Consider the following 25,806-nt stretch of genomic DNA (forward strand, 5'->3'; position numbering starts at 1 on the left):
AAAACTCGCCATCACAGCCATCATGCGAAAGCTCATCATCCTCGCAAACGCACTACTCAGGGACAATCGGACCTGGACACCATCTCTCCCTTGACCAACACGGATACTCTGGCGCTATGTCGAACTGTTCAACCGCCGCGACTGGGATGGGGTTCGGGCGTTGACCAGCGCCGACGCACAATTGCGGGTCGCGGATTGCTTCAAGGGCAGGCTGTCGGAATCACCTTACTTCGTCGAATATGAAAGAGCCTCGACGGCCTGGAAAATGGCGATTGGCGAGATCGATGGCCAGGCGGTGCTGCTCGTGCTCCACCATGGCGAAAACGGTTGGAAGCCGGCCCATCCGGTTCGGATCGAAGCCGCCGGCGGGACCATAAATCGCATCGCCGACTACTATGCCTGCCTTTGGATCATGCCGGCGGCAGGTGCGGTGGTCGTTTCCAGGCCGGCCTGACCAGCAACAGGACATGCAAGTGTCCGGCATCAAGCTCAATGGAATGGGATCGATGCCGGACAAGACATAGGCGGCTTACTGAAGCTTCGCCTGCAGGGCGTTGACGTCATCCGTCGTCATTTCGCCGTCGGTCGTCACCTTGCCGTCGACGATCTTCCAGAGGCGGAACGGGCCGGTGATGTCGCCGTATTTGTCAAAGGCGACCGGGCCGATGACGCCTTCGTAGCGGATCGGCTTGCCATCCTTGATCAGGCCGAGCGCCTTGGCGAACTCGTCCTTGCCGGCATAGATCGGCGTGCCGGCCGGGTCGACCGCCTTGTACATCGCCTCCTTGATCTTGGCCGGATCCTCGGAGCCCGCAATGGCGATGGCCAGGCCGACGATGGCGCCGGCATCATACGACCGGTCGGCCGCCGGGTTCGACGGTTCGATGCCCGAAAATTCCTTGTAGTTCTTGGTGAAATACTCGGTCGATGCGGTCGGGCTGGTGCCGGAGGAAGTGCCGTACGCATCCTTCAGGTAATCCGCGCCAACGGATTCGATGAAGTCCGGGCTGTTCATGCCGTCATTGAGCAGGAATTTCTGGACACCGCCCTGCGAAATCCAGGTGCGGGCGATGGTTGCGCCGTCGACAGGCGTGCTGACGAGATAAAGCCCGTCGGGCTCGCCGGCCATCGCCACCGTCACTTCCGAGGCATAGCTCGACTGCTTTTCATTGTAGGGCGTGTCGGAGACGATGGTGCCGCCGAGTGCCTTATAGGCGCGCGAAAATTCCGCCACCATGTTGACGCCGAAATCGTTGTTGACGTGGATGACCGACAGCTTCTTGAAGCCTTTGTCGATGGCATATTTGGCGGCAGCGACGCCCTGCAGCGCATCAGATGTGATGGTGCGGAAGAAGATGCCGTTGGTCTTGCCGTCGCGCCCGAGCGCCGTCAGCGTCGGCGACGAGGAAGCAGGCGACACCTGGACTATCTTGGCCGGAGCGGTGACCGAGGTCAGGATCGGGATCGACACCGAGGAGATAATGCCGCCGATGATCACCGGCACCTTCTTGACCTGCACGAGCTGCGTCGCGGCGTCGACCGCAATGTTGCCCTGGCTTTGGCTGTCGCGCGTGTCGGTCGCGAGATCGCAGCCGCGGACGCCGCCCGCATCGTTGATGTCGCGGAAGGCCATCTCGACCGATTTGGCGCCGGCCTGGCCGTACTCGCCGGCCGGGCCTGTCAGTTCCATGACGAGGCCGACGGTGATCTTGCAATCGGCGGCTCGCGCTGCGCCGGCCGCTGTCAGCAGTGCGAGCGCGGTGGTGATCTGAAGTATGGTCTTTTTCATTGTTGTTCCCCTTTCGTTGCACGACTCTCATTGATGTCTTGAGCCTGTTCAGCCTTCCGGCATCTGCAGCCAGGTTTCATGCAGATGTCGCCATTCGACGCCGTTGGGCGCCGATGAACTTGTGGTGAAAACGGCACTCGAGCGGCGGCGGCTATGTTTGCCGGCGCGCTGCTGCGCTTCGATGTAGCTGACGACGATCGTGTCGCCTTGTTGCCAGCCGGCCCGGATTTCCTCGATCGAGATGGTGAAATCGCCGTCACAAGTGGCGCGGCTTGCCCTGACATGGTCGAGCACCGCGTCACGATCGAGGACCTGGCCATCCGGCACAACCATGCAGAAGCCTTCGCCAATGACGCGTTCGAAGCGCCTGAAATCTGCATTGTCCGCACTCGCCGCATTGAACCAGTCGACGAAGAAGCGGTGGAGATCGACCACCTCGGCGCTGGCGCGGGAAAGCAAGGAGGGCTTTTCGTCCATGGCCGCGTTCATTTCCTGCCTGCATTCAAATTGTAATGCATGATCGAGCCGTGGCGGCCGTGACGGTCGCGTTCCAATGTGTAGACGTCGCCCAGCGGTCCACGGCTTTGCGCGATCACGGCAGCGATCCTCGCCCGGTCGTCGGCATCGAGCGCGACGTCCATGATTCTGGCATTGGCAAGGGCGTGCGCCTGGTTGCGGGCGCCGACGATGACGGCCGCCACTTGCGGCTGCTCCAGCACCCAGGCGCTGGCGATGGTGGCGATATCGACGCCGTGGCGGTCGGCGACGGCCTTCAGTGTGCGAAGCAACTCCTGGAAAAGCTCCCAGCCACCAAAGTCGTCAATGATCAGCTTGTATTTGACCAGCGATCGGTTTTCGAGCGGCGTCTGCGGCTCGGCAGCGCCAAGCCATTTTTCGCTGAGGAAGCCGCCCGCCACCGAACCATAGCAGAGGAAACTGACGCCGTGCCGGCTGGCGAGCGCTGCAAGGCTGTTGGCTGGCCGCTGGTCGAGCACCGAGTATTGCAATTGCTGGCTGACCAGCGGCACACCGGCGGCCAGGATCTCGGCCAACCGCGGCGTGTCGAAGTTCGTGGTGCCGATGTTGCGCACCTTGCCTTCCCTGCGGATTTCGTTGAGCCAGCCCATCGCTTCGACGTAGCCGGGCAGCGCATAGTCCCACCAGTGGAACTGCACGAGATCGAGCCGCTCGGTCTTCAGCCGCCGCAGCGACTGCTCGACGATGCCTCTGATGTAGTCGCGACTGATATTGGAAAGCCTTTCCAGGTCAGGCACCAGCTTGGTGTGCACCTTCATCTTGGCGGCAGCATCAAGGCCACGCTCATTGGCAAGGCGCAGGCGCGCCGCGCCGATCAGCTCTTCGACACCGGTATAGATATCGGCGCAATCATAGGTCCTGATGCCAGCGTCGAAGGTGGCGATCAGGTCAGTTACCGCCTGTTGGCGGTCGATCGCGCCGTGCCCGCCGGCAAGCTGCCAGCCGCCGCGAATAACGCGCGAGATCGTATAGCCGGGGCTGAGCTCGAAAGCCTTGGCGGTCATCTCCGGTCATTCTCCTTCGGCAGCGGCACCGCCGTCGTTTCGGCATGGCTGAACCGCCGCTTGCCGGTCCTGACGATCCGGAGCCGGCTGGCACAATTGGGATCCGGACAAGCGATCTCGGCGTCCGACGTCATCCAGTCGTTCCTGTGGGTCGGGCGCTGCTTTGCGGCCAGAAGCGGCAACACTGCCGCAATGGAATAGATCGAGAAACCTTGCCCCGCCGGCATCGACAGCATCTCGCCCTTCAATTCGAAATAGTCGCCGGGCTTGGCGCCGCAATAGATCGGCTTGCCCTCGGGGACAACCGCCTCGACGCGAAGGTCGAAGAGTTCGAAAGTGTCGTCGGTCTCAGCCATTCAGATCTCCACCCGGGTGAAGGTGATGTCGCAGGCACCGTTGCGGCGGATCACGCCACAAGCGGCTGCGAATTTATCGCGATCCTCAGGCACCACCTGCGCGACGACGCTTCCGGCAAGCCAGCCGATCGGGAACAGCAGGCGTGCACCCGCTCCGTAGAACAGGCCGACGTCAAAGATGGCATTCGGGTTGCCGCCCCACATGCGCGGCGGCACGTAGGACAACACGATGTCGCCCGGCTGCGGCGTCAGCGTTGCGTTCTCCGCCGGCAAGGGCCTGGCATAGGTTTGGCCCTCAAGTTCGGCTGATGGAACCGGGCAGGAGATTTCCGGCCCCGTCCACATAGCATGGATGCCGGAAACGACGCGCGGCTGCTCGAGATACGCCAGCAGGAAGGCGGCGTTGTCGGGCGCCTTTTCAGGCAACAGCAGCGCGGTCACGGAAAGCTTCGAGCGTGGCTCGGTGATGCTGATGCCAGGCGCCGTCATGCCCTCAATCCTTCCTTGCTGTGGATTGGAGCTTGTCGCGCAGAAAGGCGAAGGGCCGGCTGATATCGGCCACCAGCGCCTCGCGCGCCGCTTGCGCATCCTGCCTCGCAAGCGCTGCGACGATGCTGCGGTGGTAGTGGGCCGTATCGACCTCGCCGGCGTCGGAGAAGGCGTAAATGGCAACGCGGATGCAAGGCCCGGATTGCAACCACAGGCTCTCGATCATCGGGATCAGCACGGCGGAACCGCAGCAACGGTAGATCTCGAAATGGAAGCTCTGGTTGAGCGTGGCCTCGCGGTCGATATCCTTCTTGTGCTTCAGCGCCCGCATCTCGTCCCACTCGCCGAGCATGGCTTCGACCGAAGCGATCTGGCGCGGGTTCATGCGCGTGGCGGCCAGCGCGATCGCTTCGCCCTCGATCAGAGAGCGGGCGCGCAAGAGGTCGTCGATGCGCTCCAGCGTGATCGGCGGCACACGCACCGAACGGTTGGGAAGCGCCTCCAGTGCCTTCTCGGTGATCAGCCGTCCGAGCGCCTCGCGCACCGGCATGGTGCTGGTGACCAGCGCGTCGGCGAGGCCGCGGATGGTTAGCACCTGGCTCGGCTCGAAAAGGCCGCCGATCAAGGCGCGGCGCAGCTCCGAATAGACGCGATCCTGCACGGTCTCGCGGCCGACCGGCGTAAGCTGGGCTGCGATCACCTCATTGTTCTTTTCGATGGCGGCCTTCTGCATGGGCAATCCCGGTATTGGCCGTTTTCGTCTTGCGGAAGAAATTAAAGCCGAATAGCGTGATCAAAGCAAGTGTGATCACAAATCAAATCATAGGCGGTGAAGATCGCTTTCGGCCTGAGGGATTCATGGGCGACACGACGGGACGGCAGGAGGAGATCCGCACGCCGGTTCTGACGGCCAGGAACGTCGTCAAGCGCTTCGGCGGCCTGCTCGCGGTCAACAATGTCTCGTTTGACGTCCGGCCGGGTGAAATACTCGGCCTCATCGGCCCGAACGGCGCCGGCAAGACCACGATGTTCGACCTGCTCGCCGGCAGCATTCTGCCGACCAGCGGCGAAATCCTCCTCAATGGCGTATCGGTGTCGGGGGAAGCAGCCCATCGCCGCATCGGCCGCGGCCTTGGCCGCACGTTCCAGATCCCCCGGCCCTTGCCTAACCTGACGCTGATCGAAAACGTCATGCTGGCCGCGCAAGGACAGACTGGAGAAAAACTGCTCGCCAATTTCCTGACGCCCCGGCGGGTCGCTGCCGAAGAAAGGGCTGCCGAGACAAGAGCCGTCGAACTGCTCGAGCTCGTCACGATCGCTCACCTCGCGCACGAACCTGCGCGCGTGCTTTCAGGCGGCCAGCGCAAGCTGCTCGAGTTGGCCCGCGTGATGATGGCCGACCCGGCGATCATCCTGCTCGACGAGCCGGCGGCCGGGGTCAACGCAACCCTGCTCGAGATCATTATCGATCGCATCCGCGACATCAATGCGCGCGGCATCACCTTCCTGCTGATCGAGCACAATATCGACATGGTGACGCGGCTTTGCCACCGCGTCCTGGTCATGGCGAGCGGCCAGCTTCTGTGCGAAGGCACTCCGGAGGAGGTGGCGCGCGACCCGCGCGTCATCGAGGCCTACCTCGGAGGCACGGCATGAGCCAAAAGGTACTCGATGTCCGCGATCTCGAAGCCGGCTACGAGCCTGGCGTTCCGATCGTGCGCGGCGCTTCGATCACCGTCGACCAGGGCGAGATCGTCGTCGTTCTCGGTCCCAACGGCGCCGGCAAGTCGAGCCTTATCAAGGCCATCGCCGGCCTTGTCCCGATCACCGGCGGCACGGTGCTGCTGGACGGCAAGGATATCACGGCGTCGCCCGCTCACATCATGGTCCGCCTTGGCCTTGCCTTCGTGCCACAGACAGAGAACATCTTCCCGCTGATGTCGGTCGAGGACAATCTCAGGGTCGCCTGCGGCATCCTGAGGCCGCGCGAGGTCCCAGCCCGCATCGAGGAAATGTATGCGGCCTTTCCCGATCTCGCCCGTCAGCGCAGAACGGCCGCGGGCAATCTGTCGGGTGGACAGCGGCAGATGCTGGCCGTCGCCCGGGCGTTGATCGTCCATCCCAAGGTGCTGGTGCTCGACGAGCCGTCGGCCGGCCTGTCGCCGAAATTCGTGGCGATGGTGTTCGAGATGCTGGCCGGCATCCGAAAGTCCGGCGTTACCATTCTGCTGGTCGAACAGAACGCCAAGGCAGCGCTTGCCATTGGAGACCGCGCCTATGTGCTGGTCGAGGGCAAGGAGCGGCACCAGGGCGTCGCCTCCGAGCTCTGGAACGACCCGGTCGTGGCTGAACTCTATCTTGGCCAGCGCCGCCTCGATCTTGGGCAAGGAAGCGCGGCATGAACCTGCAATTCGTCGTCGACGGACTGCTGGCAGGGTCGATGATCGGCCTCGGCGCCATCGGCGTGACACTCACCTATTCGATCCTGCGCTTCTCGAACTTCGCCCATGGCGACTTCATGGCCTGGGGCGCCTATGCGACGCTCGCCGTGGTTGGCGCCATTGGCGCGATTTTCGGCAAGATCGCGCCGATCGCGCCCCTCTCCTTCGGTTGGCCGCTGATCGTCGCGCTCATCATCGGCATGGCGGCCACCGGCCTGCTGGCGCTGGCGCTCGACATGGTGCTGTTCGCGCGGCTGCGGGCCAAGGGCCAGGCGATCATCGTGGTGATGGCCAGCTTCGGCGCCTCGATGGCGCTGAGAAGCCTGCTCGAATTCATCTTCAGCTCGCGTCCGACCTATTTCAGCCGGGCGATCCAGATCGCCATGCCGATAGGTTTCGGCATCCGCATCACCCCGGACCAGATCGCGCTGCTGCTGCTGACCGCCGTGCTGGTGCTCGGCGTGCATCTCCTGATGACGCGGACCCAGACCGGCCGCTCGATGCAGGCATTGAGCCAGAACGCGGCACTTGCCCGCATCGTCGGCATCGACGTCGCCAGGGTGGTGCGCGTCACCTGGATCATCGGCGGCGCGCTGGCCTGCGTCGCCGGCGTCATGATCGGCATTCTCATCCAGATCCGCCCGTTCATGGGTTTCGAGATGCTGCTGCCGATGTTCGCGGCCGCCATCCTCGGCGGCATCGGCAGCATGCCCGGCGCCGTTCTCGGCGGCCTGATCATCGGCATGGCCGAAGCGGCTGCCGTGCAATTGATCGGCGCCGAATGGCGGGCAGCCGTCTCGTTCATCATCCTGATGGCGGTGCTGTTCGTGCGGCCCATCGGCCTTTTCGGAGTGAGGGAACGCTGATGGATCTGCTCGGCTACGGCGCCTTCTTCCTGACCACCGCGCTGATCTTTTCGCTCATCACGCTCGGGCTCAATCTGCAATGGGGGCTGACCGGGCTTTTCAATGTCGGGGTCGCCGGCTTCGTTGCAATCGGCGCCTACACCTCGGCGCTGCTGACCACGCCCGACGATGCCGCGCGCCTGGGCGGCTTCGACCTGCCGATCCTTATCGGCTGGCTTGGCGCCATGCTGTTGGGCGGCGTCGCCGCCGCCATCACCGGCATTGCCACGCTACGTCTGAGATCGGACTATCTGGCGATCACTACTTTCGGCGTCGCCGTCGTCGTGCAACTGGTAGCGCTCAATGCCCAGAAGCTGACCGGCGGGCCGTTCGGCATCGGCTTCATTCCGCGTCCGTTCGGCGGTCTTGCCGAAACGCCGTTGCTGTTCAACCTTTCGAACCTTGCGATCGTCTCGGTAGTGACGCTGATCGTCTATCTCGCGCTGGAGCATCTGTCGCGCAGCCCGTGGGGGCGCGTGTTGAAGGCGCTTCGCGAGGATGAGCGGGCCGCGATATCCCTAGGCAAAAGCGCACGGTTCTACCGCGTCCAGGCCTTTGCCGTCGGTGGCGCCATCATGGCGCTTGCCGGTGCGCTGCAGGCGCATTTCACCGGCTTCATCGCCCCGGACAATTATTTGCCGGCGCTGACTTTCCAGGTCTGGGTGATGCTGATCGTCGGTGGCTCGGGCAGCAACATCGGCGCCGTCATCGGCAGCATCCTGGTCTGGGCGATATGGGCCGGATCGGGAGCCTTGACCAGTATGTTGTTCTCGCCGGAACAGCAGGCCCGCGCCGCTTCGCTGCAGATCGTCGCCATCGGCGTGATGCTGTGCGTCATCCTTCTGGTCAGGCCGAACGGCCTGTTTGGCGACAGGCCGCGGCGTCCAAGGTTCGGCAAGCGTGCACGCGTGGCCCCCAGCGAGAGCGGCTCATGAACGCTGTGACCCGGCCGCACGGCGTTTCCCTTTGGCATGCCGTCAGCCGCGGTCGCCGCGACCGGCCCACCCTCGAAGGCGCACTCGATGTCGATCTGGCAATTGTCGGCGGCGGGTTTTCAGGCCTTTCCACCGCGCTGCACAGTGTCGAGAAAGGCATCTCGGTTGCCGTCCTCGAGGCGGAAATCATCGCCTGGGGGGCAACCGGCAGGAATGCCGGCTTCGTCGTGCCGAATTTCGCGAAAAGAGACCCCGACGATATCATTGCCCAGCTCGGGCCCGAACGCGGCGAACGCCTTGTCGATTTCGCCGCCGGCAGCGCCGACCTCGTCTTCGACCTGATTAGGCGGCATGCCATCGAATGCGATGCCGTCCAGAGCGGCTGGATACAACCAGCCCATTCACCGGCCGCTTTGCAAAAGACCAGATCGCGCGCCGAACAATGGGCACCACGCGGAAGGCCGGCTGTTGCGCTGGATAGACAGGCGGTCGAAGGGCTGACCGGCGTTCGCGGTTATCTCGGCGGCTGGATCGACAGATCGGGTGGCGTCCTCAATCCGGTCGAATATGCGCGCGGATTGGCCGACGCGGCGGAAAAGGCCGGAGCGCGCATCTTCGAGCATTCGCGTGTCGCGTCGATCGATCACATAGGCGATGGTTGGGCTTTGAAGACGGCCTCAGGTTCGGTGCGTGCCGAAAAAGTGCTGGTCGCCACCAATGCCTATGGCGGGTCGCTGAACCGCACGCTTGAGCGAACCTACATCCCGCTGAAAATCTTCCAGATCGCGACGGCGCCGCTGCCGCGTGAAATACGCACTCGCCTGCTTCCTGGCGGGCAAGGCGTCGGCGACACAAGACGCAATCTCTTCACCTTCCGCTTCGATGGCGAAAACAGGCTGATCACCGGCGGCATGCATGTTTTTGGCCCCGGTGCCGACACGCGGGTGCCGCGGGCGATCTGGCGGCGGCTTGCCGGGCATCTCGATCTCCCGGACATCCCGCCGCTTGAATACAGCTGGTCGGGGATGGCTGCCGTCGAGCCCGACTTCCTGCCGCACCTCGTCGATCTCGGCCCCGGGCTGATCGCCGGCTTGGCGTGCAACGGACGCGGCATCGCCATGACCACTGCGATGGGCAAGGTGCTTGCGGATTGGGCTGATGGAACAAAGCCTCAGGATTTGCCGCTGCCGTTTGCGCCGCCGTCGCCGATCCCGTTCCATAGCCTGATGCGGCATGCACCAAACATGGTGCTCCCCTGGAGCATGCTGCGCGACCGGCTGGATGGCTGATCGACGTGCGTCTCCGGCCGCCGTCCTGATACCCGAACTGCTAGACTCGCCCACATCATATTGTTAACGACAGCGGATGAAGCAGAACTATCTTTATCTCATCATCGGCGCTTTGGCCGTCGCCGTTATTGCGTTGGGGATTTACGTTTATCGCGAGGAGACTAGGCCGAAAGGCGTGGAACTTCGCATCGACGATTCCGGCATTTCAGTTCAGGAAAAATAGACCGCGTAGTCCTGTTGCCCGGCTTTGCACTGGAAGTCGGCTTGTACCGCCTCACCCCAACTCCAACGTCGTTATCGCAAAAACTCCGGACTGCTTGAGCTGCGGCGCCTTTCCCTTGTACATCCGAGCCGTCTCGAAGCCCGGTTGAAGGCCTGCGGACGACAGCAAGTCTGCAAATTGCCGGCTGGTTTCGGGAACGTCGAGATGGACGTTTCCGGGACCGGACATGTGCGCGAGCGCGGCGAAGAGATGGCTTGCCGCCTCCAGGCTGTCGGCAAAGAGCGGGCCGATCTTGCAGCCGTCCCGGCATTGGCGCGCGACGCCGTATCCCGCAATGGCGCCGTGCTTGAGGATCGCAAGCGCCATATGCGGCGGGCGCAGCCAGTGTTCCAGGAAGGATCGCCTCGGGCCGGGAAAGAAGCGGCGGTCATAGTCCAGTATGTCCGGCACGAGTTCCGGCCCTATGGCGCGAATGTCGTTGCCGACTGCTGCCGGGACATTCGGTGACCCCATGAACCGGATCGTCCGGTAGGCCGGTGCAAAACCCATGCTGCGGTAGTTGGCCTGCTGTTCGACGACACCGTCGAGGCCGATCGTGCGCTTGCCGAGCCGCGCCGTGCCGGCATCCCAAACGACCTTGCCATGGCCTTGGCCACGCTTGTCCGGCCGGCAGATGTAGAGGCCGATGAAGCCGAAACCGTCGCCATAGGCAACGGCCGAAATGCCGGCCGCCATCTCGCCATCGATAAAGGCGCCGATGAAGCCCTGCGGGTCGGCTGCCTGAAACAGCGCGGCATCGTTAAGGCCGGGATTCCAGCCTTCCGCCGCCGCCCAATCGACTAGGGTTTGCACTTCCTCACGTGCGAGCGTTCGGATCGTTCGGGGCATTGCGATCACTCGGCGGCGCCAGGCGCGAAGGATTTCAACGCGCCATGATAAGACTTTGCCAACGGGCTTGCATAGGCGCCGCGCTTGGATGTCGTCAGGCCAAGGGCGATCAATGCCTCGGCCTGTTTCACGGCAGCGCCCACGCCGTCGATGACCGGAAGCCCGAATTCCCGCTGCAGCGCCGCCGCCAGATCGGCCATGCCGGCGCAGCCGAGCACGATCGCCTCGGCGCGATCCTCGTCGATGGCGCGCGCAATCTCGTTGCGCAGCCTGAGCAGTGCGTCGGACGCCGGATCTTCGAGGGCAAGAACCGGGATGTCGGCGGCGCGCACACGCGCGCGCCCTGCCATGCCATAGCGCTGCACCAACCCTTCGACCGGCACGCGCGAACGTCCGGTGGTGGTGACGACGGTGAAGCGCTGGGCGATGAACGAGGCCGTGCTGAGCGATGCCTCGCAAATGCCGATGACCGGAATGTTGGCCATGGCGCGCGCGGCATCGAGGCCGGTGTCGTCGAAACAGGCAATGATCGCGGCTTGCGCGCCCGAGCGTTCGCCGGCGGCGATCTCGACCAGCAGGCCGGGCACGGCAAGTGCTTCATCGTAATAGCCTTCGATCGATACAGGTCCCATCGACGAGGTGACGGCAACGATCTTCGTCGATTGGGCAGCGACCGATCGGGCCGCCGCCGCGATAGTGTCGGTCATGCTGGCGGTGGTGTTTGGATTGACGACGAGGATCTGCACTGTCAGGCACGCTCGCGGCGGCGGCCGACATAGACGATTGCGCCGAGCGTCAGCAGGATCACCAGGAAGGAAAACACGGTCGTCACGGTGCCCAGCGCATAGAGCACCGGCGTCGTGACATTGGTCGTCATGCCGTAGATTTCGAGCGGCAAGGTGTTGAACGTGCCCGAGGTCATCAGCGTGCGGGCGAACTCGTCATATGACAGAGTGAAGCCGAACAGGCCGACGCCGATCAGGCTGGGCGCGATCATCGGCAGCACGACATGTGCGAAGGTCTGCCACGACGATGCTCCGAGATCGCGCGCGGCTTCCTCATAGGCTGGCGAGAACCGGTTGAAGACAGCAAACATAATCAGCACGCCGAAAGGCAAGGTCCAGGTCAGATGGGCGCCGAAAGCGGAGGTGTACCAGGCGGGGCGGAAGCCGATCTGCTGGAAGACGACGCCGATGCCGAGACTGATGATGATCGACGGCACGACCAGGCTGGCGACGGCCAGATAGAACAGTGCGGTTGCGCCGCGAAATTTCTGCCGGAAGGCCAGGCCGGCGAGCAGCGACACGGCGACAGTGACGACCATCACCATCAGGCCAAGGACGAGCGAGCGTTTGAAGCTGCCGCCGAAGTCGCCGACCGCCTGGCGCTCGAACAAATTGGCGAACCAGTGCAGCGACACGCCGTTCAGCGGAAATGTCAGACCGCCGTTCTCGCCCTGGAAAGAGAGGATCAGGATCGCCGAAAGCGGGCCGTAGAGGAACAACACGAAAAGACCGAAGAACGCCGCCAACACATAGAATTCGAGGGTGCGCTTGTCCTGGCTCATCGCCTCACAGCTCCTTGCGGATGTCGACGATGCGCAGGATGCCCGCGACCATCAGCAGCACCAGCACCAAGAGCACGACGGCGTTGGCGGCGGCTGCCGGATATTGCAGCAGCGACATCTGGTTCTTCATCATCAGCGCGACGGAGGCGCTCTGCCCGCCGGACATCACCTGCACCGTCGAGAAATCGGCCATCACCAGGGTGACGACGAAAATGGTGCCGATCGCCATGCCGGGCTTGGCGAGCGGAATGACGACGTTCCACAGAACCTGCCAGCCGGAAGCGCCGGCGTCGCGCGCGGCTTCTATCAACGACTTGTCGATGCGCATCAGCGTGTTGAAGATCGGCGTCACCATGAACAGCGTATAGAGATGCACCATGGCCAGCACCACGGCGAATTCGGAATAGAGCAGCCATTCGATCGGCTTCGGGATCAGCCCCATTTGCACCAGCGTCGAGTTGACCAGGCCATTGCGGCCAAGCACCGGAATCCACGAGATCATGCGGATGATGTTGGAGGTCAGGAACGGCACCGTGCAGACAAGGAACAGCACCATCTGCATGGCCGTGGTCCTGATATGGAAGGCAAGGAAATAGGCGACCCAGAAACCGATGAACAGCGTCAGCGCCCAGACGATGGCGGCGTATTTCAGCGTATTCAGGTAGGTTTTCCAGGTGACCCAGGAGCCGAGCGTGTCGGAATAATTGGTGGTCAGGAAATCCGGATACATCGCCGCGAAATCGTAATCCCAGAATGAGACCACGGCGATCATCAGGATCGGCAGCAGGAGGAACGCGCCGAGGATCAGGGCAAGTGGTGTTGCCTGGAGATAGGGTGCGATGGCGGCAAAGGAGCGCCTACGTCTGGCAGGCTTTGTGGCAATGGTTGCGGGCTGATCGAGTGCCACTGTCATCTGGAACAGCCTCGGTGGTATTTTGCCGGGCTGTGATCCTTCGCGCCCCCCTCTGTCCTGCCGGACATCTCCCCCACAAGGGGGGAGATTGGCTTGCATGCCGACCCACGCCAATGATCGCCGTATGACGAAGAGCGCTGAAGAGAGCCACAGCCGATCTCCCCCCTTGTGGGGGAGATGTCCGGCAGGACAGAGGGGGGCGCGAAGGAATGCAACATCTCAGTTATCGCCTGCCTTGCATCAAGCAGCGATGAACTCGTTCCAGCGCTTCACCATGTAGCGGTCCTCGTCCATGACCGAGTTCCAGCAGGCGACCTTGCCCATGCGCTCTTCGAACGAGCCGCCGTCACGCACGGCGCCAGCCTTTTCCATGACCTTGCCGTCCGGCGACAGGATATCGCCCTTTGCCGGCTTGCCTTCGATCCAGTAGCCCCACTCGTCCTCGGACATGAACTTCTTGGCCGACACCATGTTGGCCGAGTAATAGCCCTGGCGGTTGAGATAGCCGCCAACCCAGCCGGACGTGTACCAGTTGATGTATTCATAGGCGGCATCGAGTTCGGCGCCGGAGAGATGGGCTGCCAGGCCAAGCCCGCCACCCCAGGACCGGTAGCCTTCCTTGAGCGGCTGGAACCGGCACGCGATGCCCTTGGAGCGGACCGCGGCCACGGCCGGCGACCACATCGACTGGATTACGACTTCGCCTGAAGCCATCAGGTTGACGCTCTCGTCGAAGGATTTCCAGAAGGCGCGGAACTGGCCGGCTTGCTTGGCCTTGATCAGGAAGTCGATCGTCTTGTCGATCTCCTCCTTGGTCATGTTGCCCTTGTCGGCGTATTTGATGTTGCCCGTTGCCTCCATGATCATCGCCGCATCCATGATGCCGATTGACGGGATGTTGAGGATGGCGGTCTTGCCCTTGAAGGCCGGATCCATGATGTCGGCCCAGGTGGTGATATCGCGGCCGACGAGGTCGGGGCGGATGCCAAGCGTATCGGCATTGTAGATCGTCGGCACCATGGTGAACCAGTTGGTCGGCGCCTTGGCGAAGACCTTGCTGTCCTGCGCCTCGACGTAACCGACGGTATGCGGCGCGGTGCCCTGGGCAATGACGCTGTCCGGCGTCAGCTTGCCGGTTTTGAACAGCGGCACCAGCTCGTCGTAATATTTCAGCTTGGTGACATCCATCGGCTGCAGGACGCCTGTCGGGAACACCTTCTTGCAGATCCAGTATTCGATGTCGGCGATGTCGTAGCTGTCGGGCTGCGTCACGGCGCGCTGCGCGGCGGCGTCGGAATCGGTTGCTGTCATCTCCAGCGTGATGCCGAGGTCGGCCTTGCACTTGTCGGCGATGGCATTGAGGTTGGATACGCCGGTGCCGAACTGGCGCAGCGTGATGTTCGATTGCGCCCAGATGGTCGGAAAGCCTGATATGGCGCCGGAACCGGCGGCGAAACCGACGGCGGCGGCACCTGTCTTGAGCAGCGAACGTCGCGATATTCCAGTCTTCTTGTCGGTGGTGTTGGTCATGTTCAGTTCCCCTGTTTTGGTTGGTTATGCTGGATTTCAGGAATCGAGACGGCCAAGGACGATCGCGTCCTCGGCGTCCCAGGCGATCGGCACTGCGTCGCCGACGGCAACCGGCCTGGCGAAGAAGCTGGTGTCGTCGACGATTACCGTGAAATCCTCGATGCCGGCGCCATTGACCGAGAGCTTCACGGTCGAACCGCGGTACTCGACGTTTGAAACGATGCCGGTGAAGCCGAGCCCGGCTGCCGGCGGCTCGCCGATGCGCACGTGGTCGGTGCGAATGGCGATGTCGATGGGCTCCCCAGTCTCCCTGCCCTGCCCGCTGGCGGCGAGCGTGACGCCGCCGGGCACATCGAAAACGACCATGCCGTCGCGACTACCGGTGACACGGCCGGAGATGACATTGTGGTCGCCCATGAAACGAGCGACGAAGGCCGTGGCCGGCCGCTCGAACACCGTGCGAGGGTGCGCCGCCTGCTCGATACGGCCGTCGTTCATCACCACGATCAGGTCGGCCAGCGCCATCGCCTCTTCCTGGCTGTGGGTGACGTGGACGAAAGTGATGCCGAGCGACGTCTGCAGCTTCTTCAGTTCGGCTCGCATGCGGATCTTCAGGAAAGGATCGAGCGCCGAAAGCGGTTCGTCGAGCAACAGCGCCTCGGGATCGGTGATCAATGCGCGCGCAAGAGCAACGCGCTGCTGCTGCCCGCCGGAAAGCTGCGCCGGGCGGCGGCTGGCATAGGTCTCCATCTGCATCAGCTTCAGCATGTCGAGTGCCTTGGCGCGGCGCTCCTCCTTGCCGACGCCTTTCATCTTCAGGCTGAAGGCGACATTGTCGATCAGGTCGAGATGCGGAAACAGTGCGTAGGACTGGAACATCATGGCAGTGCCGCGCCTGGCCGGCGGCAGGTCGGTGACCACTGTGTTGCCGAGACGCACGTCGCCACTCGATATGCTCTCGTGCCCGGCGATCATGCGCAACGTCGAGGTCTTGCCACAGCCCGACGGACCGAGCAGGCAGCAATAGGTTCCCGCAGGGATTTTCAGGCTGATGCCTTCGACGGCAGTCGTCGCGCCATAGACTTTCGAAACGGACACAATGTCGATTTCGGCGGCTTTGGACATCCAGCTTCCCCTTTGGTCGGATTAGCCAAAGCATCATGCGTGCCAGTTGCGCGCCGCCGCACCAACCGACTGAATCCTCGAAGAAATCAGGGCCGCCTCTATATAGCTGCCGATACGTCGCCCTTGTGCAATGCACAAATTATAGGCGATTGCCGCCGATCTTCGCAAAGATCGTATGCAATCTTTTTCATCTCTGTATTCACTTTGTCTCTCGTCCAAGCGATGCGATTCAGGGTAGAAGAACGCAGGACCACTGCCATGAACATTGCCGACCAGACCTTCCCTGCTATCGAGGCCGCCAACGAGGATCGCGCGCAGGCGATCCGCGACCAGTTGCGCGACGCGATCGTCGATCGCCGGCTGGCGCCGGGAACAAAGCTTTCCGAAGGCGAAGTCGGCACGCTGTTCGATGTCAGCCGCACCGTGGCGCGTGCGGCACTGCAGATGCTTTCCTTCGAGGGATTGGTGCGCACCGAGCGCAATCGCGGCGCCTTCGTCGCCAACCCGTCGCCGGAGGAAGCGCGGCAGGTTTTTGCTTCGCGCCGGCTCATCGAACCAGGCATCGCGATTGCCGCCGCCGGACGGATGACGCCGGCGCATGTCGCCGCGTTCAAGGCCCAGCTCGACGAAGAAGGCCGTTTCATCGCCGAACGCGGACCGAACGCAAGGCGATCGGAGATCAAGGCGTCGGGGGATTTTCACCTGCTTCTGGCGTCGGTCGCGGGAAACGTCATCCTGCAGCGCTTCATGGAGGAATTGGTCGCTCGTTCATCGCTGGTGATCGCACTCTATGGCCGCTCGGGCATCTCGAGCTGCGGCCACAACGAACACACGCAGATCCTCGAGGCGCTGGAAAATGGCAATGCCGAACGCGCCAGCGCGCTGATGCTGCACCACATCGACCATATCGAGGCCGACCTCGATTTGCGCGTCAGGAGCGGCCCGGCACTCAGGCAGGCGCTCGAGTTCTGAGATCGCGTCAACGCACGATCCTCACGCACATCGGCGTGCCAATTTCGATGGATCGGCCGGTGTCGGTCAGCCGGCCGGTTGCGGCATCACGGGCGAAAATCGAGATGCGGTCGGCATTCTGGTTGGCCGAGAACAGATGGCCGCCCGAGGGCGTCAGTGCCAGATTGCGCGGCGTGGCACCGCCGCAAGGCGTATAGTCGACAAGGGCAATCCTGCCGGTTTGCTGGTCGATCGAAAACACCACGATGCTGTCATGACCGCGGTTGGAGCCGTAGAGAAAGCGGCCGTCAGGCGAGATCTGGATGTCGGCGCAGTGATTGCCGTCGCGCGCCTCGGGCGGCACGGCCGGCTTGCTGTCGATCACCGTAAGCTTGCCTGATGCTTCGTCCAGCGCCAGCGAGACAACCGTCGAATCCAGCTCGTTCATGACGAACACGAAGCGACCGCCCGGATGCAGTGCGAGATGGCGCGGACCCGCGCCTGGCGCAAGCGCCGACTCGGCGAGCTTCGTCAGGCTGCCGTCTGAGCCGATGCGATAGGACACCAGCCGGTCGATGCCGAGGTCAGCGACGATCGCCATGCCGCCGGCAACCGTCTCGGTTACGCTATGGGCATGCGGCCGCTCCTGGCGGCATGGGCGAGGGCGGCCCCGATCGCTCGGTCGTGGTCTATGGGTTGGGTGAGAATGGCGGCCTGACAGCGCCGTTGTCGAGCGTTGCCCATAGCGGGACCGGACCAGATCCTGCCTGTAATTGGCGACCAGCAGCTTGGTCCGGTCGCGCGTGATGGTGTTGTGCGCCGTGATGCTGCCCAGCGTCGGCTGCTTGTTGATGTAGGACAGCGTGGCGGTCTGCCTGTCGAAACGGTAGGCCGAGACCACCCCTTCGCGCCAGGTGAACACTTCTGAGTTGGCATAGAAGTGGGAGCCGGCCGGCGTCACCGACAGGAAGGTGGGATTGTCGATGTCTCGCGTCTCGGCCAGTTTCTTCGTCTGCAGCGTCCCTTCGTCGAAACTGTAGACACCCAGCCCGATGCCGCGCGCGCCCTGAAAATACGGGGCGTCGCGATTGAGGCTGCCGACGAAAACCAGACAGGCATTCTGCATCACTTCCTCCCTTGTTCCGCCGGCATTGGCCCCGACGGAGCGGCAAAATTTCGCCTGTTCACGCTTGCAACACAACCCCATATGTGAAAATACTATTCACAAAAGAAGATTGACGGGAGGATCGATCATGCATTTCGCTGGTCTGCGGCGCGCCCTGATGGACGATTCCCGCTCCCAGAGGAAGTCGTCATGAGCGGTTTCGCGCCAACCGTGGGCGTGGCATCGACACACCCCGCCAACATGCCTAGGGATCACGCCGACCTTCCCGTCTGGAACGCGGAGAACTGGTTCTACGAAGACTGGCCGGTCGGCCAGAAGATCCGCTCGCTGCGCCGGACCATTGCCGAGGGCGACAGCCATCTCTTCAACACGCTGGTGCTCGACATCCATCCATACGTGCAGGACCAGATGTTCGCCGAAACGCAAGGCATTTTCGGCAAGCGGCTGGTGGCAGGGGCCTTCGTGTTCTCTGCCGGGCTCGGTCTCGTCGCCACCAATTGCATTAACGCCTTTTCGTATGGCTACGACAAATTGCGCTTCATCAAGCCGGTGTTCATAGGCGACACGATCTATTCGATCCGCTCCAACCTCGACAAGAAGCCAAAATACAAGGAAATGGGGCTGATCCGCGCCAGCTATGAAGTCTTCAAGGGTGAAGGCGAGCTCGTGCTTTATTGCGAGCACCTGCAGACGGTGAAGTACCGCAATCCGGCCGATTTCGCCGGCAAGACGGAGAAATAGGCAATGGCTGCCATTGCCGAACTGCCGCTGACCGGGCTCATCGTTGTCGATATGAGCCAATTCTTGTCCGGGCCCTACTGCTCGCTCAGACTGCTCGACCTCGGCGCTCGCGTCATCAAGATCGAACGGCCGGACGGCGGCGACCTGTCGCGCCGGCTCTATCTCAGCGACACCGAGATCGGCGGCGATTCCACCATTTTCCATGCGATCAACCGCGCCAAGGAAAGCCTTGCCATCGACTTGAAGGACGAGGCCGACCTTGCGGCGCTGCGCGGCCTGCTGGCCAAGGCCGACGTGCTGATCCAGAATTTCAGGCCCGGCGTCATCGAACGCCTGGGCTTCGATTACGAGGCGGTGCGCAAGATCAATCCGCGCCTGGTCTATGCCTCGATCAGCGGCTATGGCGAGGAAGGCCCGTGGGTCAAGCGGCCCGGGCAGGATCTGCTGGCGCAGGCCCGCTCCGGCGTGATGTGGCTGAACGGCGACGAGGACCAAGGGCCGGTGCCCTTCGGCCTGGCGATCGCCGACATGCTGGCGGGTTCCGCCGCCGCGCAAGGCATCCTCGCCGCACTGGTGCGGCGCGGCGTGACCGGCAACGGCAGCCATGTCGAGACCAGCCTGCTCGAAGCGCTGGTCGACTTCCAGTTCGAGGTGCTGACCACGCATCTCAATGACGGGCGCCGGCTGCCGCGGCGGTCGAGCTTCCGCAGCGCGCACGCCTATCTCTCGGCGCCCTACGGCGTCTATCCGGCCAAGGACGGCTATCTGGCGATCGCCATGACGCCGATCTCGAAACTCGCCGATCTCCTCGGGCTCGAGGAACTTGCGCCCTATCGCGACCAGCCGTCGACCTGGTTCACCGCCCGCGACGAGATCAAGGCGATCATCGCGCAAAAGATCGCAACGAAGACGGTCGACGAATGGCTTGCCATTCTCGAGCCTGCCGACATCTGGTGCGCCAAGGTTTTGAGCTGGCCGGAAATGATGGCCAGCGAAGGCTTCCAGGTCCTCGACATGCTGCAGACGGTGACGCGCGAGGATGACGTTTCGATCCTCACCACGCGCTCGCCGCTCAGGGTAGACGGCATCCGCGCGAAGGTCGAGCGGGCCGCGCCACGCATCGGCGAGCACAGCGCAAAAATCCGCGCGGAGTTCGGGCTGTGAGCGACGTCACGCTCAAAGGCATGACCTGGAGCCATCCGCGCGGCTATGACCCGATGGTCGCCTGTTCGAGACTGTGGAAGCAACAAACTGGCATCGCCGTTGAATGGGACAAGCGCTCGCTGCAGGATTTCGAATCCTTCCCGGTCGAGGAACTGGCCCGTGCCTACGACCTGATCGTCGTCGACCATCCGCATGTCGGCCAGATCACCGCCGAGAATTGCCTGGCGCCGCTCGATGTCGCCGGCCGGGAAGCCGAACGTGCAGCACTTGCGGCGGGCAGTGTCGGCCGGTCCTTTCCGAGCTACAACTGGCAAGGCCGGCAGTGGGCGTTTCCGATCGACGCGGCCAGCCAGGTGCAGGCATGGCGGCCCGACATGCTTTCGGCAGCGCCGGCGAGGTGGGCCGATGCCCTCGATCTGGCCCGGCAAGGCCACGTGCTGTTGCCGCTCAGGCCGCCGCATTCGCTGATGGTGTTCTACACGCTTGCCGGCAATCTCGGCCGGCCCGCCGGTGAAGGCCCTGGCGACCATGTGGACCCGGCAGCGGGCAAGCAGGTCTTCGAGATGATGCGCGAGATCGCAGCCCTCGTCGACCCGGCCTGTCTTGGCATGGATCCGATCGCGGTTCTGGAGCAAATGGCCGGATCCGGCTCGCGGATCGCCTGCGCGCCGCTGATCTATGGCTATGTCTCCTATGCCATCGCCGGGTTTCGGCCCAACCGCCTGGCTTTCGCCGATATCCCGGCCGCTGGCAATGCCGGCCCCAAAGGCTCGGCGCTCGGCGGGACCGGCATCGCCGTGTCGGCCTTCTCGAAGGCCGGGCAGGCGGCAATCGACTTCGCCTACTGGATCGCCAGCGGTGACGTGCAGCGCGGCCCTTACGCCTCGGCCGGCGGCCAGCCCGGCCATACGGCAGCCTGGGCGGATGCCGCCGTCAACGCCGCCGCCGGCAATTTCTACAAGGACACGCGGGCTACGCTAGAAGGTGCCTGGGTGAGGCCACGGCACGACGGCTACATGGCGTTCCAGCAGGCGGCGTCAGATCGCATCAATCTCGGCCTGAGCGAAAGGCACAATGCCGCTCGCGTCGTTGCCGATCTCAATCGCCTGTTTCGGGAGAGCCTTTCGAAGCAGGTGTCCGGCGTTGCCGGCGGAGGAGCCTGAACAACCGAACGGAGGAGAACATGAACAGCCTGATCCGCGGCCTTATGGCCGCAACCGCACTTGCATCGGTCACGACCATAGCCTGCGCTCAAGACGTTTCGGGCGTCATTGCTGGATTGCCGACCGAACTGAAGGCGCAATATGACGGCGCGCCGCAAAAGGTGCTGCCGTCGGCCTGGGATAATTTCACGCCGCCGTCAAAGCCGTGGAAATGGTGCCACTCCGAGTCCTACCAGGGCAATCCGTGGCGCGTCACCGTGACCAAGGAGTTGAAGCGGCTGGTCGACGGCCTGATCGCCGACGGCACCGTGGCGAGCTTCGAGGTGTCGGATTCCAACAATGACGCCAGTCAGCAGATCAACCAGATCCGCGCCTTCATCGACAAGAAATGCTCGATCATCACCTCGATCCCCGGCTCGGCGACGGCGCTGGACGATGCCATCGATGCCGCAGCCAAAGCCGGCATCCCCTTCATCACGGCAGCTGGGTCGGTGACCAGCCCGAATGCGATCAACGTCGATTCCAACTATGCGCGCTGGGGCTACGACATGATGACCGCGATCGGCAAAGCAATGCCGGACGGCGGCAGCGTGCTTCTGGTCGAAGGCATCGCCGGTCACCCGATCGTCGTGCAGGAGCGCCAGGGCGGCGACAAGGCGCTGGCCGAAAATTCAAAGCTCAAGGTCTCGCGCAGCGTCAACGGCAACTGGACGGCCAACGTCACCAAGACAGCGGTGCTGCAGGCGATCGCCACCAATCCGGCGCCGATCGATGCGGTGTGGACGACGGGCAGCGAAAGCCGCGTCGTTGCCGAGGCCTTTGCCGAGGCCGGCCGCCCTGCCCCGCTGATCACCGGCTCGATCACCGGCGATGCGCTCGGCTACTGGAAGGCCAATCCCGACAAATACCGGTTCGAAGGCCATGCGGTTCTGCCGCACTGGACGGCCGAGACGCTGTTTCGTGTCGGCGTGCGCATGCTCGACGGACAGAAGCCGAAGCTCAACACACTGCTGATCCCGATTCCGCCGGTCCACAATGCCGACCTCGGCGCCTGGTACAAGGACTGCATGACGCCGGACGCCGTCTCGATCTTCCCGGTCCCGCCGAAGGATCCGATGCCGGAGGAATGGCTCGATGCCTACTTCGCCAATCCGGCACCGACCAAGGGCTGGGATTATTCGAAGGTGCCGGACGCCTGCGCCAAGTAGCATTTATGAGGGCCGGCTCCGCACCAGCGGTGCCGGCTTTCTCCATCAGGATTGGTCATGCTGGAAGTCCAGGCCATCTCGAAACGCTACGGCGAAACGATTGCGCTGGCCAATGCCTCAATCGCATTCCGCGCCGGCACGATCCACACCATCCTGGGCGAGAATGGTTCGGGCAAGAGCACGCTGGTCAAGCTGCTGTCGGGAATCGTCCAGCCGGACAGCGGCGCGATCCTGCTCGACGGAGCGCCCTTTACCGGCCTCTCGCCGGCGGCATTCCAGGGCGTCGGGTTCGCCACCGTGTTCCAGGAAGTGCTGATCGCGCCTGACCGTTCGGTGACGGACAATATCCTGCTCGGCCTCGACGGCCTGCTGACGCGCACCGTGCCGCGCGCCGAGCGGCGGCAACGCGCGCAAGCGGTGCTGAAGCGCTTCGCGGTGACCGAGATCCCGCTCGACCAGTTGGCCGGGCAATTGCCGCTTGCGGTTCAGCAATTGGTAGTGCTCGCCCGCGCCGTGGTGCGCAGCCCGCGCATTCTCATCCTTGACGAGGTTACGGCTGCGCTCGACTTTGCCGATCGCGAGGCGGTCTTTGCCATGATGCGCAAGCTTGCCTCCGAAGGCTGCCTGATCCTGTTCATCACCCATCGCATGGACGAGGTTATGTCGCTTTCGGACCGGATTTCCGTCCTGCGCGGCGGCAGCGTGGTGACGACTGAGGAACGCGGCACGTCCACCGCATCCGAACTTCTCAGAGCGATGGCGCCACGCACGGCGGCGGAGCTGGCGCATGGCTGATCGCGCCAGCCTTTCGGTGCGTGGCCTGGTGATCGCGCCGAGCGCAAGCCCCATGACACAAACCATTGCGCCTGGCGAGATCGTCGGCCTTGCCGGCCTCGACGGCCACGGACAGGAGCGGTTCCTGAAAGTGCTGGCCGGCCTGGAACGCCCGGCCGGCGGCGAGGTGACCGTCGAGGCGCCAACCGGAGCGCGCGCGATCACCAATTTCCGCAAGGCGGTCGCCGGCGGCATCGCCTATTTGCCGCGCGACCGGCGCACCACCGGCATTTTTCCGACCCAATCGGTGCTCGACAATTTTGCCGTCTCGACGCTGTCGCGCGATATGCGTTTCGGCCTGCTCAGCTTCGCCGCGCGGCGGCAGCGCTATGAACGCTATCGGGACAGACTGTCGATCATCGCGCCACGGCCGGACGCCCCGATCACCACGCTTTCCGGCGGCAATCAGCAGAAGGTGCTGCTGGCCCGCGCACTGGCGCTGGAACCGGCGATCCTGCTCCTCAACGATCCGACGCGCGGTGTCGACGTGGCGACGCGCCATGTCCTCTACGATGTGTTTCGTGGACTGGCGGCGGACGGCATGGCGCTGGTCATCCTGTCGAGCGAGATCGAGGAGATCCTGCTGCTTTGCCATCGCGTGCTGGTGTTCCGCGAACAGCAGGTGGCGGCTGAAATCACCGGAGACGAAATGAAAAGCGATACGGTGATAGCCGCCATGTTCGGACGCGCCGCATGAGCGGGTTGCGGCGCATGGCGGCGCGATGGCGCGGCGCTGGCTTTGCGGCAGTGCTGTTGGTGATCCTGATCGCGGTCAATCTGCTGCTTAATCCGGCGCGCTTCCATCCTGCCGCCTGGGGCGCGCTGATCGGGCTCGCCGCGCCGCTGATCGGCGCAGCGGTCGCCTCGGCTCCGGTGATCCTGGCCGGGCGCGGTGGCATCGACATTTCCGTCGGGCCATTGATGGGCTTCGTCAATGCGATGGTGATCCAGCTGCTGTTTCTCAGGCTTGGCATGTCTTCGCCGATGTTCATCGTGCCGGCGGCGCTGTTGATCGGCGCGATCGTCGGCGCCGCCAACGGCTTTCTGGCGACCATCGTCCGCATCCAGCCGATCGTTGCGACGCTCGGCACCTATCTGATCCTCACCGGCATGACGCTGACCGTCCTGCCGGCGCCGGTCGGGCCGGCGCCGGGCTGGCTGAAGGCAATGGCCGGACCCTGGTCGGCGCTGCCGCTGGCGCTGATCTTGCTGTTCTGGTGGCTGGTGCGACAGACGCCTTATTACGACCAGCTGATGGCGGTGGGCAGCGACGACCGCGCCGCCTACACGGCCGGCATTCCGGTGACGAAAGTGCGTTTCATCGCCTATGTCATGACCGGCATACTTGCCGCCTGTGCCGGCCTGATGCTGACCGCGCTGATCGGTTCGGCCGACCCTAATATCGGGCCAACCTACACGCTGATCGCGATTGCCGCGGTGGCGCTCGGCGGCGTCAGCCTTGCCGGCGGGCGCGGCGGGCTCGCCGGCGCCGCCATCGGCGCTGTCGACATCTTCCTGCTGCAGAGCGTGCTGACCGCCTTCAACGTCTCCACCTATGTGCTGCAGATCGCCTATGGCGCGATCCTGGTTGTGGCCGTCATCATGACGGCGCTGCAGGAGCGGCTCTCGGGAGGGAAAGGCTGAGAAGCATGCGCCAGACCTGGTTCCAATCCACCAATGCGCGTGTCGCCGGTGCCTTTGCCGTCGCTGTCGCCTTGCATCTCCTTGGCACCTTGCTCATCCCGGGCTACTCCCAGCCGTTCGCCATCCGGGCGCTGCTGGTGATCGCCTCGCTGCTGGCGGTGGCATCGATCGGCCAGACCCTCGTCGTAATCCTGGGCGGTATCGATCTGTCGATCCCCTTCATCATCGGCTTTGCCAATGTCGTTGCCGCACAGCTCTACGGCGTCGGCTGGAATTTTGCCCTTGTCTGCGCAGTCGTCGTCGCGCTCGCCATACTGATCGGGGCGCTGAACGGCCTGATCTCACGTGGGCTCGATATCCACCCGCTGATCGTCACGCTCGGCACTGGCATGATCGTGCAAGGTGCCGTCCTGTTGTGGACCGGTGGCTTTCCATCCGGATCGGCGCCTGCCGCGGTTTCCGCCTTCGTTTCGATCGGCGGTTCGGTCGGACCGCTGCCGGTGCCGGGGCTGGTGCCATGCGTCGCGGTGCTGACCTTGCTGGTGGCGCTGGTGCTGGCGCGCACGCCATACGGCCGCCGTCTCTACGCCCTAGGCAGCAATCCAGGTGCTGCGCCGCTGGCGCTGATCGATCCGGTCCGCATGTGGACCGTGACCTATGCCGCGAGCGCCTTCTTCGCCGCCGCGGCCGGCGTGCTGCTGCTCGGCTTCACCGGCTCTGCCTATGGCGATGTCGGCCAGCCCTATCTGTTCCAGACGATCGCGGCAGTGGTGGTCGGCGGCGCCGCCCTTGTCGGCGGCCGCGGCAGCTATTTCGGCACCATTGCCGGCGTGCTGGTGCTGACGGAGATCAACACGCTGCTGATCGGCCTCGGCTTCCGGCCCTCGACCGTGCAGGCGGCACTTGGCCTGGTCATCGTGCTCCTGGTTTCGCTCTACGGTCGCGAGCGGCACGTGTCGGCGACGATCTGAGGCCACCTATTCG

29 protein-coding genes are annotated in these 25,806 nt (G+C 63.7%); 16 read left to right on the forward strand and 13 right to left on the reverse strand.

Features of this window, described 5'->3' with window-relative positions; genetic code table 11:
* The first annotated feature begins 160 nt into the window (after nt 1-160).
* Nucleotides 161-454, forward strand: a complete 294-nt coding sequence (locus NKJ20_RS10290) for a hypothetical protein (protein WP_352743891.1) — start codon at nt 161-163, stop codon at nt 452-454.
* Between the two features lie 75 nt (nt 455-529).
* Here NKJ20_RS10290 and NKJ20_RS10295 read toward each other — a convergent pair whose 3' ends face one another.
* Genes NKJ20_RS10295 through NKJ20_RS10320 form a run of 6 tightly spaced genes read right to left on the reverse strand, consistent with a single transcriptional unit; the run spans nt 530 to nt 4,908 of the window.
* Nucleotides 530-1,789: an ABC transporter substrate-binding protein gene (locus NKJ20_RS10295; protein ID WP_352452388.1), complete on the reverse strand. Its 1,260-nt coding sequence runs from the start codon at nt 1,787-1,789 to the stop codon at nt 530-532.
* Nucleotides 1,790-1,837: 48 nt separating this feature from the next.
* Complete coding sequence (locus NKJ20_RS10300; RefSeq protein ID WP_352452387.1) at nt 1,838-2,266, reverse strand: DUF4440 domain-containing protein; 429 nt, start codon at nt 2,264-2,266, stop codon at nt 1,838-1,840.
* Nucleotides 2,267-2,274: 8 nt separating this feature from the next.
* On the reverse strand, nt 2,275-3,330 hold the full coding sequence (locus NKJ20_RS10305; protein ID WP_352743893.1) for an aldo/keto reductase: 1,056 nt from the start codon (nt 3,328-3,330) through the stop codon (nt 2,275-2,277).
* The gene (locus NKJ20_RS10310; protein WP_352452385.1) at nt 3,327-3,686 is read right to left on the reverse strand and encodes a TIGR04076 family protein; all 360 of its coding nucleotides are present in this window, start codon (nt 3,684-3,686) and stop codon (nt 3,327-3,329) included. Before NKJ20_RS10310 ends, NKJ20_RS10305 begins: the two co-directional genes overlap by 4 nt.
* The gene (locus tag NKJ20_RS10315) at nt 3,687-4,175 is read right to left on the reverse strand and encodes a DUF3830 family protein (RefSeq protein ID WP_352452384.1); all 489 of its coding nucleotides are present in this window, start codon (nt 4,173-4,175) and stop codon (nt 3,687-3,689) included. It lies immediately after the preceding gene.
* A gap of 4 nt (nt 4,176-4,179) precedes the next feature.
* Nucleotides 4,180-4,908 (reverse strand): GntR family transcriptional regulator, encoded by a 729-nt coding sequence (locus NKJ20_RS10320; RefSeq protein ID WP_352743895.1) that lies wholly within the window; start codon nt 4,906-4,908, stop codon nt 4,180-4,182.
* 125 nt (nt 4,909-5,033) lie between these two features.
* Between NKJ20_RS10320 and NKJ20_RS10325 the strand changes: the two genes are divergently transcribed.
* The 6 genes from NKJ20_RS10325 (at nt 5,034) to NKJ20_RS10350 (ending at nt 9,968) form a co-directional block, all read left to right on the forward strand.
* On the forward strand, nt 5,034-5,831 hold the full coding sequence (locus tag NKJ20_RS10325; RefSeq protein ID WP_352452382.1) for an ABC transporter ATP-binding protein: 798 nt from the start codon (nt 5,034-5,036) through the stop codon (nt 5,829-5,831).
* Nucleotides 5,828-6,577, forward strand: coding sequence for an ABC transporter ATP-binding protein (locus tag NKJ20_RS10330; RefSeq protein ID WP_352452381.1), 750 nt, complete (start codon nt 5,828-5,830; stop codon nt 6,575-6,577). The genes NKJ20_RS10325 and NKJ20_RS10330 overlap by 4 nt, the downstream gene beginning before the upstream one ends.
* Nucleotides 6,574-7,482: a branched-chain amino acid ABC transporter permease gene (locus NKJ20_RS10335; protein WP_352743897.1), complete on the forward strand. Its 909-nt coding sequence runs from the start codon at nt 6,574-6,576 to the stop codon at nt 7,480-7,482. Before NKJ20_RS10330 ends, NKJ20_RS10335 begins: the two co-directional genes overlap by 4 nt.
* Complete coding sequence (locus tag NKJ20_RS10340; protein WP_023676067.1) at nt 7,479-8,456, forward strand: branched-chain amino acid ABC transporter permease; 978 nt, start codon at nt 7,479-7,481, stop codon at nt 8,454-8,456. Before NKJ20_RS10335 ends, NKJ20_RS10340 begins: the two co-directional genes overlap by 4 nt.
* Nucleotides 8,453-9,745: an NAD(P)/FAD-dependent oxidoreductase gene (locus NKJ20_RS10345; RefSeq protein WP_352743899.1), complete on the forward strand. Its 1,293-nt coding sequence runs from the start codon at nt 8,453-8,455 to the stop codon at nt 9,743-9,745. Before NKJ20_RS10340 ends, NKJ20_RS10345 begins: the two co-directional genes overlap by 4 nt.
* Before the next feature lie 76 nt (nt 9,746-9,821).
* On the forward strand, nt 9,822-9,968 hold the full coding sequence (locus tag NKJ20_RS10350; protein WP_352452379.1) for a hypothetical protein: 147 nt from the start codon (nt 9,822-9,824) through the stop codon (nt 9,966-9,968).
* A 51-nt stretch (nt 9,969-10,019) separates the two neighbouring features.
* Here NKJ20_RS10350 and NKJ20_RS10355 read toward each other — a convergent pair whose 3' ends face one another.
* From NKJ20_RS10355 to NKJ20_RS10380, 6 genes are all read right to left on the reverse strand, one after another.
* Nucleotides 10,020-10,856 (reverse strand): GNAT family N-acetyltransferase, encoded by an 837-nt coding sequence (locus tag NKJ20_RS10355; RefSeq protein ID WP_352743901.1) that lies wholly within the window; start codon nt 10,854-10,856, stop codon nt 10,020-10,022.
* A 5-nt stretch (nt 10,857-10,861) separates the two neighbouring features.
* Nucleotides 10,862-11,602, reverse strand: a complete 741-nt coding sequence (locus NKJ20_RS10360; protein WP_352688645.1) for an aspartate/glutamate racemase family protein — start codon at nt 11,600-11,602, stop codon at nt 10,862-10,864.
* Nucleotides 11,603-11,604: 2 nt separating this feature from the next.
* Nucleotides 11,605-12,423: an ABC transporter permease gene (locus tag NKJ20_RS10365; RefSeq protein WP_352451583.1), complete on the reverse strand. Its 819-nt coding sequence runs from the start codon at nt 12,421-12,423 to the stop codon at nt 11,605-11,607.
* 4 nt (nt 12,424-12,427) lie between these two features.
* Nucleotides 12,428-13,336, reverse strand: coding sequence for an ABC transporter permease (locus NKJ20_RS10370; RefSeq protein WP_352688642.1), 909 nt, complete (start codon nt 13,334-13,336; stop codon nt 12,428-12,430).
* A 240-nt stretch (nt 13,337-13,576) separates the two neighbouring features.
* Complete coding sequence (locus NKJ20_RS10375) at nt 13,577-14,866, reverse strand: ABC transporter substrate-binding protein (protein WP_352451581.1); 1,290 nt, start codon at nt 14,864-14,866, stop codon at nt 13,577-13,579.
* A gap of 36 nt (nt 14,867-14,902) precedes the next feature.
* The gene (locus NKJ20_RS10380) at nt 14,903-15,991 is read right to left on the reverse strand and encodes an ABC transporter ATP-binding protein (RefSeq protein WP_352743902.1); all 1,089 of its coding nucleotides are present in this window, start codon (nt 15,989-15,991) and stop codon (nt 14,903-14,905) included.
* Nucleotides 15,992-16,249: 258 nt separating this feature from the next.
* On the opposite strand from NKJ20_RS10380, the gene NKJ20_RS10385 reads away from it, so the two are divergent.
* Nucleotides 16,250-16,963, forward strand: a complete 714-nt coding sequence (locus tag NKJ20_RS10385; protein WP_023676076.1) for a GntR family transcriptional regulator — start codon at nt 16,250-16,252, stop codon at nt 16,961-16,963.
* Between the two features lie 7 nt (nt 16,964-16,970).
* On the opposite strand, the gene NKJ20_RS10390 is transcribed toward NKJ20_RS10385, so the two are convergent.
* On the reverse strand, nt 16,971-18,068 hold the full coding sequence (locus NKJ20_RS10390; RefSeq protein ID WP_352743904.1) for a lactonase family protein: 1,098 nt from the start codon (nt 18,066-18,068) through the stop codon (nt 16,971-16,973).
* Nucleotides 18,069-18,257: 189 nt separating this feature from the next.
* Between NKJ20_RS10390 and NKJ20_RS10395 the strand changes: the two genes are divergently transcribed.
* From NKJ20_RS10395 to NKJ20_RS10430, 8 genes are read left to right on the forward strand one after another with little or no spacing between them, the layout of a single operon-like run.
* Nucleotides 18,258-18,809, forward strand: a complete 552-nt coding sequence (locus tag NKJ20_RS10395) for a MaoC family dehydratase (RefSeq protein ID WP_352455282.1) — start codon at nt 18,258-18,260, stop codon at nt 18,807-18,809.
* 3 nt (nt 18,810-18,812) lie between these two features.
* The gene (locus NKJ20_RS10400) at nt 18,813-19,973 is read left to right on the forward strand and encodes a CaiB/BaiF CoA transferase family protein (protein WP_352680380.1); all 1,161 of its coding nucleotides are present in this window, start codon (nt 18,813-18,815) and stop codon (nt 19,971-19,973) included.
* 20 nt (nt 19,974-19,993) lie between these two features.
* Nucleotides 19,994-21,136, forward strand: a complete 1,143-nt coding sequence (locus NKJ20_RS10405) for an extracellular solute-binding protein (protein WP_352744046.1) — start codon at nt 19,994-19,996, stop codon at nt 21,134-21,136.
* 20 nt (nt 21,137-21,156) lie between these two features.
* Nucleotides 21,157-22,344, forward strand: coding sequence for an ABC transporter substrate-binding protein (locus tag NKJ20_RS10410; protein ID WP_352590350.1), 1,188 nt, complete (start codon nt 21,157-21,159; stop codon nt 22,342-22,344).
* 57 nt (nt 22,345-22,401) lie between these two features.
* A complete protein-coding gene (locus tag NKJ20_RS10415) occupies nt 22,402-23,139 on the forward strand; it encodes an ATP-binding cassette domain-containing protein (RefSeq protein WP_352743905.1) in 738 nt (245 codons plus the stop codon).
* Complete coding sequence (locus tag NKJ20_RS10420; RefSeq protein WP_352612172.1) at nt 23,132-23,875, forward strand: ATP-binding cassette domain-containing protein; 744 nt, start codon at nt 23,132-23,134, stop codon at nt 23,873-23,875. The genes NKJ20_RS10415 and NKJ20_RS10420 overlap by 8 nt, the downstream gene beginning before the upstream one ends.
* Nucleotides 23,872-24,822, forward strand: coding sequence for an ABC transporter permease (locus tag NKJ20_RS10425; protein ID WP_352743907.1), 951 nt, complete (start codon nt 23,872-23,874; stop codon nt 24,820-24,822). Before NKJ20_RS10420 ends, NKJ20_RS10425 begins: the two co-directional genes overlap by 4 nt.
* Nucleotides 24,823-24,827: 5 nt before the next feature.
* Nucleotides 24,828-25,793, forward strand: a complete 966-nt coding sequence (locus NKJ20_RS10430; RefSeq protein WP_352743909.1) for an ABC transporter permease — start codon at nt 24,828-24,830, stop codon at nt 25,791-25,793.
* Nucleotides 25,794-25,806: the final 13 nt, after the last annotated feature.

It is taken from the genome of Mesorhizobium sp. M0185, assembly GCF_040322175.1.
Classification (GTDB): Bacteria; Pseudomonadota; Alphaproteobacteria; order Rhizobiales; family Rhizobiaceae; genus Mesorhizobium.

Coding starts and splice junctions, on each gene's coding strand:
- NKJ20_RS10295 (WP_352452388.1), bottom strand. CDS start 1,789: ATGAAAAAGACCATACTTCAGATCACCACCGCGCTCGCACTGCTGACA.
- NKJ20_RS10300 (WP_352452387.1), bottom strand. CDS start 2,266: ATGGACGAAAAGCCCTCCTTGCTTTCCCGCGCCAGCGCCGAGGTGGTC.
- NKJ20_RS10305 (WP_352743893.1), bottom strand. CDS start 3,330: ATGACCGCCAAGGCTTTCGAGCTCAGCCCCGGCTATACGATCTCGCGC.
- NKJ20_RS10310 (WP_352452385.1), bottom strand. CDS start 3,686: ATGGCTGAGACCGACGACACTTTCGAACTCTTCGACCTTCGCGTCGAG.
- NKJ20_RS10315 (WP_352452384.1), bottom strand. CDS start 4,175: ATGACGGCGCCTGGCATCAGCATCACCGAGCCACGCTCGAAGCTTTCC.
- NKJ20_RS10320 (WP_352743895.1), bottom strand. CDS start 4,908: ATGCAGAAGGCCGCCATCGAAAAGAACAATGAGGTGATCGCAGCCCAG.
- NKJ20_RS10325 (WP_352452382.1), top strand. CDS start 5,034: ATGGGCGACACGACGGGACGGCAGGAGGAGATCCGCACGCCGGTTCTG.
- NKJ20_RS10330 (WP_352452381.1), top strand. CDS start 5,828: ATGAGCCAAAAGGTACTCGATGTCCGCGATCTCGAAGCCGGCTACGAG.
- NKJ20_RS10335 (WP_352743897.1), top strand. CDS start 6,574: ATGAACCTGCAATTCGTCGTCGACGGACTGCTGGCAGGGTCGATGATC.
- NKJ20_RS10345 (WP_352743899.1), top strand. CDS start 8,453: ATGAACGCTGTGACCCGGCCGCACGGCGTTTCCCTTTGGCATGCCGTC.
- NKJ20_RS10350 (WP_352452379.1), top strand. CDS start 9,822: ATGAAGCAGAACTATCTTTATCTCATCATCGGCGCTTTGGCCGTCGCC.
- NKJ20_RS10355 (WP_352743901.1), bottom strand. CDS start 10,856: ATGCCCCGAACGATCCGAACGCTCGCACGTGAGGAAGTGCAAACCCTA.
- NKJ20_RS10365 (WP_352451583.1), bottom strand. CDS start 12,423: ATGAGCCAGGACAAGCGCACCCTCGAATTCTATGTGTTGGCGGCGTTC.
- NKJ20_RS10370 (WP_352688642.1), bottom strand. CDS start 13,336: ATGACAGTGGCACTCGATCAGCCCGCAACCATTGCCACAAAGCCTGCC.
- NKJ20_RS10375 (WP_352451581.1), bottom strand. CDS start 14,866: ATGACCAACACCACCGACAAGAAGACTGGAATATCGCGACGTTCGCTG.
- NKJ20_RS10380 (WP_352743902.1), bottom strand. CDS start 15,991: ATGTCCAAAGCCGCCGAAATCGACATTGTGTCCGTTTCGAAAGTCTAT.
- NKJ20_RS10385 (WP_023676076.1), top strand. CDS start 16,250: ATGAACATTGCCGACCAGACCTTCCCTGCTATCGAGGCCGCCAACGAG.
- NKJ20_RS10390 (WP_352743904.1), bottom strand. CDS start 18,068: ATGCAGAATGCCTGTCTGGTTTTCGTCGGCAGCCTCAATCGCGACGCC.
- NKJ20_RS10395 (WP_352455282.1), top strand. CDS start 18,258: ATGAGCGGTTTCGCGCCAACCGTGGGCGTGGCATCGACACACCCCGCC.
- NKJ20_RS10400 (WP_352680380.1), top strand. CDS start 18,813: ATGGCTGCCATTGCCGAACTGCCGCTGACCGGGCTCATCGTTGTCGAT.
- NKJ20_RS10405 (WP_352744046.1), top strand. CDS start 19,994: ATGACCTGGAGCCATCCGCGCGGCTATGACCCGATGGTCGCCTGTTCG.
- NKJ20_RS10410 (WP_352590350.1), top strand. CDS start 21,157: ATGAACAGCCTGATCCGCGGCCTTATGGCCGCAACCGCACTTGCATCG.
- NKJ20_RS10415 (WP_352743905.1), top strand. CDS start 22,402: ATGCTGGAAGTCCAGGCCATCTCGAAACGCTACGGCGAAACGATTGCG.
- NKJ20_RS10420 (WP_352612172.1), top strand. CDS start 23,132: ATGGCTGATCGCGCCAGCCTTTCGGTGCGTGGCCTGGTGATCGCGCCG.
- NKJ20_RS10425 (WP_352743907.1), top strand. CDS start 23,872: ATGAGCGGGTTGCGGCGCATGGCGGCGCGATGGCGCGGCGCTGGCTTT.
- NKJ20_RS10430 (WP_352743909.1), top strand. CDS start 24,828: ATGCGCCAGACCTGGTTCCAATCCACCAATGCGCGTGTCGCCGGTGCC.